Raw genomic sequence first — 4,712 nt, 5'->3', positions numbered from 1 at the left:
GCTCGGGTGCACGCCTGCGGCGTCAAACTTGGCGCGGTACACGGGCGAATTGGCGTAGGCGTGCTGCAGGGTTTGCTGCAGGCGCTTGAGCTGCAAACTGCGCAACTCGTCGACGCTGGCCTTTTCAATCGGCTCCAGTGGGAAGGCTTTGTCGGTCATGAGGGACTCCGAATTCAAAAATCAAGGGGATGGCTGTGGGCAGTGTGCGTTGAAGACCTGGTTTCCCGCGTGCGCGGAAATGACAACGGGGCTTACTCCGGGATCACGGTGCCCGGAATCTGGGCGCTTTTGCCACGGAACATGGCGATGACTTCGCCGTTTTGGTTGCTGACCTTCATGTCGTAAATGCCGTGACGCCCGCTGAGCGTTTGCTCGATGCCTTCGCAAGTCAACACTTCGCCCAGCTTGCCAGGCTTCAAAAATTCGATGCTGCAACCGGCTGCGACCGCGTTCTTGTTGTAGCTGTTGCAGGCAAAGGCAAAGGTCGAGTCGGCCAGTGTGAAGATGAAGCCGCCGTGGCAAATCTGGTGGCCGTTCAGGTGCAAGGCCTTGACCTCCATGCGCATCACGGCGCGGCCGGGCTCGCAAGCCAACAATTCCATGCCCATGGTGTCTTTGGAAGCCACGTCAACGGCGAACATGGTCTCGCCCACTTTTTGGGCCAGTACTTGGGGGTCGCTCATCATTCGCCTTTGAATTGAGGCGCGCGTTTTTCAAGGAAGGCCTGCACTCCCTCAAAGTAATCGTGCGTGCGGCCCATCGCCGACTGCATGTCGCGCTCCACATCCAGCTGCTCGGACAAACTGCGGGTGGTGGCACCTTGCAACAACGCACGGGTGGCCACCAAGGCCCGGGTGGGCATGCTCGCCAAACGCTGCGCCAAGGCCAGGGCTGCGGCCAAGGGGTCGTCGGCCACGTCCCAAATCAAACCCCATTCCTTGGCCTGCTGGGCCGGCAACTTGTCGCCCGTCATGGCCAAGGCCATCGCTCTGGGCAAACCGAGGCGCTCGACCAACAACCAGCTGCTGCCCGCATCCGGGATCAATCCGATTTTGCTGAAGGCTTGAATGAAGCTGGCCTGAGGGGCCGCAATGGCGATGTCACAGGCCATGGCCACGGAAGCGCCTGCACCCGCAGCCACGCCATTAACGGCGGCCACAATGGGCATGCGCAAGGTTTGGATGCGCCGTGTGGTGGGATTGAAAGCTTGGTCAATGATGGGCCCAGGATCGGCCCGCGCCACGCGGTCAGGACCCGGCGTGAAATCAAAGGACGACAAGTCGGCACCGGCGCAAAAACCCCGCCCGGCACCGGTCAGCACCATGGCGCGAATCTGGGCGTTGGCTTCGGCTTGGTCAAAAGCCGCCCACAGATCGTGGTGCATTTGACGGTCAAAACTGTTCAGCGCAGCAGGCCGGTTGAGCGTGACCACCGCCACAGGGCCGCGTTCTTCGTACAAAACAGTGGATGGTGTTGCGTCAGTCATAAAAATCTCCGGATGCGAAAATGTACCATTAACCGACCAATCGGTTGGTTAATTCATTCCTTGGGTTTTCCCTAGGTTTCAGCGTCGCCAGCAGGCTGCAAAGCCTGTGGTTGCGCCTTGGGTATAGTGAGCCCATGGATTCACTTTGACACTCACCCAGGAGACAGCACTTGAGCTACGAAAACATCGAAGTCCGCACCGAAGGCGGGCAAGTTGGCATCATCACCCTGAACCGCCCCAAGGCACTGAACGCGCTGAACGGCGCACTGATGGATGAGCTGGGCCTGGCCTTGAAGGGCTTTGACGCTGACGAGGCCATTGGCTGCATCGTCATCACCGGCAGTGAAAAAGCCTTTGCCGCGGGTGCCGACATCGCGGCGATGGCGAAATTCAACTTCCATGAGGTCTACAAAAACGACTTCATCACCCGCAACTGGGAAACCATCCGCAGCATTCGCAAACCCGTGATCGCGGCCGTCAGTGGCTTTGCTTTGGGCGGTGGCTGCGAGTTGGCGATGATGTGCGACTTCATCATTGCCGCCGACAACGCCAAGTTCGGACAACCCGAAATCAAGATCGGCATCATCCCCGGTGCTGGCGGCACGCAGCGCCTGCCGCGTGCCATGGGCAAGTCCAAAGCCATGGACTTGGTGCTGACGGGCCGCATGATGGACGCCGCAGAAGCCGAGCGCGGCGGCTTGGTGAGCCGCGTGGTACCGCTGGACAAGTTGATGGACGAAACGCTGGGCGCTGCTTTGATGATTTGCGGCTACGGCCAACTGGCCACCATGGCCGCCAAAGAAAGCGTCAACCGCGCTTTTGAAAGTGGGCTGAGCGACGGCGTGATGTTCGAGCGCCGCTTGTTCCACGGCCTGTTTGCCACCGCAGACCAAAAAGAAGGGATGGACGCGTTCTTGAACAAGCGTGCACCCAAGTTCATCCACGGCTGATGGTCCACATGGTTTTAAAAATGGTGCTTCGCGACAAGATCGCATGTCGGAACCTAAAGGACCGACCTATGGGAGAGTTGCAGGTCGGCGCCTTCAGGTCCGACACGGAGCAGTGAACCGATGGGCTTTGAAGTTGTGGTCTGGTGAAATACGACAGGTCGCAGCGTCAAGGTGTCAGAAGTTCAGGCTGCCAAATCAGGCGCTCGGGTGCGCTGAAGCACAAAAAGCGTTTGTTGGTAGCGCGGCCAATGGCGCACAAACCCAGACGCTTGGCCACATCCAAGCCCATTTGTGTGATGCCGCTGCGGGACACGACCACCGGCACACCCATTTGGGCCGACTTGATGACCATTTCGCTGGTCAATCGGCCCGTGGTGTAGAACACCTTGTCTTGGCCGTCGATGTCATTCATCCACATCCAACCGGCAATGGTGTCCACGGCATTGTGGCGTCCTACATCCTCAACAAACATGAGCATCTGGTCGCCCTGAAACAAGGCGCAGCCATGAACAGAGCCGGATGATTTGTAAGTGGTTTCTTGCAAGCGGATGGCATTGACCAAGCCATAAAGTTGGGCTTGGGTGATGTGAGCCGCTGGCAATGACATCTCATCAATGTGGGACATCAGGTCACCAAACACGCTGCCCTGTCCGCAGCCCGTGGTGACCACCCGATCTGCGCTGCGCTGCGCCACCACGTGGGCCTCTGGCCGGGTCTTCACGGCCGCCACACCAGGCTCCCCCACTTCCCCCTCACCGATGGTCCAATCCACCGTGATGGACTCGATTTGAGACACGGAATCGATCAGCCGCTGGTTGCGCAAGAAACCCAGCACCAGCCACTCGGGCTCAGCCCCCAGCGTCATCAAGGTGACCAGCTCTTTTTTGTCGAGGTAAATGATGAGTGCCCGCTCAGCCGGTATTTGGGTTTCAGAGCTTTCTCCAAACTCATTGCGCACAGTCACATGGCGTGTAAGAGGTGCCCGTTCATGGGTGATGTGAGGCTTGGACACGACAGAAACTGAGGATGGAGCGTGCAGGACAACAGACATGGCTTGAGCCTAATGTAAAAATCCCCCGCCGTTACCGACAGGGGATTTTTGGAGCTGACAATGAGAAACTGAACAGAAGAAGGTCAGCCCTTTTTAGCCGTGACAGGCACTGACGCTGCGGCCGATGGGCTTGCAGGCTTAAAAGCACCAGGATCGACACACGGAGGTGTCGAGGCCAAAGTGGTCATGGCCTTGCCTTGGCTTTTGAAGTAGTGCGCAGCAGCCTTGTTTTGGGCCAGACACAACTTGTAGCCCGCTATTTTGGTGCCATGTGCATTTTTTGCAGCGGTTTCAGCCGCCTTCAGTTTCGCCTCTTCCGTAGGGGCCGGCAATTTAGCCAATGCACCAAAGCTGATGAGCAGTGCAGACAGGACAAGCAGATGCTTTTTCATGTGAATTCTCCCGGCTCAGGCCGATGCTGTGGATGCGTTGGATGAAGGCAAAGAAGCCGCGGGCTCAGAGCGTTGAGATGGAATCTTGCCGGCCTTGATGTCGTCGTACCAAAGTTCGTGGTGCTCTTTGGCCCAGGTTTCATCGACATAGCCTGTGCGCATGGCTTTGTATGCGCCACGCATGCCAATGGTGCCCATGTAAATGTGACCGATGAACATGGCCATCATGAACAAAGATGCCAAACCATGGATCATGTTGGCGATCTGCATGGTGCCGCGCTCATAAATCAAGCCCGGAATCAGCATATTGAGCACCAATCCAGAACCGACCACGATCGCACCCAAGAACAGCACACCGCCCCAGAACACCACTTTTTCACCCGCATTGAAGCGGTGTGATGGGACTTCGACACCAGAGAACAAACCGCCGCCTTTGAGCAGCCAAACTACATCGTCTTTGCTGGGCAAGTTGTCTTTGATGAAGGTGAAGAAGACCACCACCAACGACACTGCAAACAAGGGCCCTGCAAAGTTGTGCAGGTTTTTGAGCGCGAAGCTCAACCAGCCAAACAGCGTGTCACCCAAAATGGGCAGCAAGAAATATTTGCCATAGGCAATGACGATGCCCGACATGGCCAAGGCCACGAAAGCAATGGCGTTGGCCCAGTGAGCCGAGCGCTCAAAGGGGGTGAATCGCTCAATCTTCCGTCCGGTTTCTTTGCCGTGCAATTCCATCGTGCCTTTGCCGAAATAAAACAAAGCCATCGCACCCACAGCGATCAGCAACAAAGCTGCGCCATAAGGAATGATGATGTTGTTGCGCACCTGACGCC

The 4,712-nt window shown here is 57.4% G+C and carries 6 protein-coding genes and 1 pseudogene; 1 reads left to right on the top strand and 6 read right to left on the bottom strand.

Annotation, left to right across the window (positions count from 1 at the left end):
* The 3 genes and pseudogenes from Q0341_RS01130 to Q0341_RS01120 all read right to left on the bottom strand — a co-directional run.
* Nucleotides 1-159 (bottom strand): annotated as a pseudogene (locus Q0341_RS01130) (phenylacetate--CoA ligase); the annotation flags it as partial.
* A 92-nt stretch (nucleotides 160-251) separates the two neighbouring features.
* Entirely contained in the window at nucleotides 252-683 is a 432-nt protein-coding gene (gene paaI / locus Q0341_RS01125; RefSeq protein WP_299509984.1) for a hydroxyphenylacetyl-CoA thioesterase PaaI, read from the bottom strand.
* Nucleotides 683-1,486 carry an enoyl-CoA hydratase-related protein gene (locus Q0341_RS01120; protein ID WP_299509983.1) on the bottom strand — a complete coding sequence of 268 codons (804 nt, stop codon included), beginning with the start codon at nucleotides 1,484-1,486 and terminating at the stop codon, nucleotides 683-685. The genes paaI and Q0341_RS01120 overlap by 1 nt, the downstream gene beginning before the upstream one ends.
* A 170-nt stretch (nucleotides 1,487-1,656) precedes the next feature.
* On the opposite strand from Q0341_RS01120, the gene Q0341_RS01115 reads away from it, so the two are divergent.
* The gene (locus tag Q0341_RS01115) at nucleotides 1,657-2,436 is read left to right on the top strand and encodes an enoyl-CoA hydratase (RefSeq protein ID WP_299509982.1); all 780 of its coding nucleotides are present in this window, start codon (nucleotides 1,657-1,659) and stop codon (nucleotides 2,434-2,436) included.
* Nucleotides 2,437-2,602: 166 nt separating this feature from the next.
* Here Q0341_RS01115 and Q0341_RS01110 read toward each other — a convergent pair whose 3' ends face one another.
* The 3 genes from Q0341_RS01110 to Q0341_RS01100 all read right to left on the bottom strand — a co-directional run.
* On the bottom strand, nucleotides 2,603-3,487 hold the full coding sequence (locus tag Q0341_RS01110; protein ID WP_299509981.1) for a formate dehydrogenase accessory sulfurtransferase FdhD: 885 nt from the start codon (nucleotides 3,485-3,487) through the stop codon (nucleotides 2,603-2,605).
* An 83-nt stretch (nucleotides 3,488-3,570) separates the two neighbouring features.
* A complete protein-coding gene (locus tag Q0341_RS01105) occupies nucleotides 3,571-3,879 on the bottom strand; it encodes a hypothetical protein (protein WP_299509980.1) in 309 nt (102 codons plus the stop codon).
* A gap of 15 nt (nucleotides 3,880-3,894) precedes the next feature.
* Nucleotides 3,895-4,712 (bottom strand): formate dehydrogenase subunit gamma (locus tag Q0341_RS01100; protein ID WP_299509979.1); only part of this gene is annotated, 818 nt, incomplete at its 5' end.

The organism is uncultured Limnohabitans sp. (assembly GCF_937889215.1).
Classification (GTDB): domain Bacteria; phylum Pseudomonadota; class Gammaproteobacteria; order Burkholderiales; family Burkholderiaceae_C; genus Limnohabitans_A.
This window is presented reverse-complemented; position numbering and strand designations above follow the sequence as displayed.

What these genes read in the sequence shown, in the direction of transcription:
- paaI (WP_299509984.1), bottom strand. Translation starts at nt 683, where the DNA reads ATGAGCGACCCCCAAGTACTGGCCCAAAAAGTGGGCGAGACCATGTTC.
- Q0341_RS01120 (WP_299509983.1), bottom strand. Translation starts at nt 1,486, where the DNA reads ATGACTGACGCAACACCATCCACTGTTTTGTACGAAGAACGCGGCCCT.
- Q0341_RS01110 (WP_299509981.1), bottom strand. Translation starts at nt 3,487, where the DNA reads ATGTCTGTTGTCCTGCACGCTCCATCCTCAGTTTCTGTCGTGTCCAAG.
- Q0341_RS01105 (WP_299509980.1), bottom strand. Translation starts at nt 3,879, where the DNA reads ATGAAAAAGCATCTGCTTGTCCTGTCTGCACTGCTCATCAGCTTTGGT.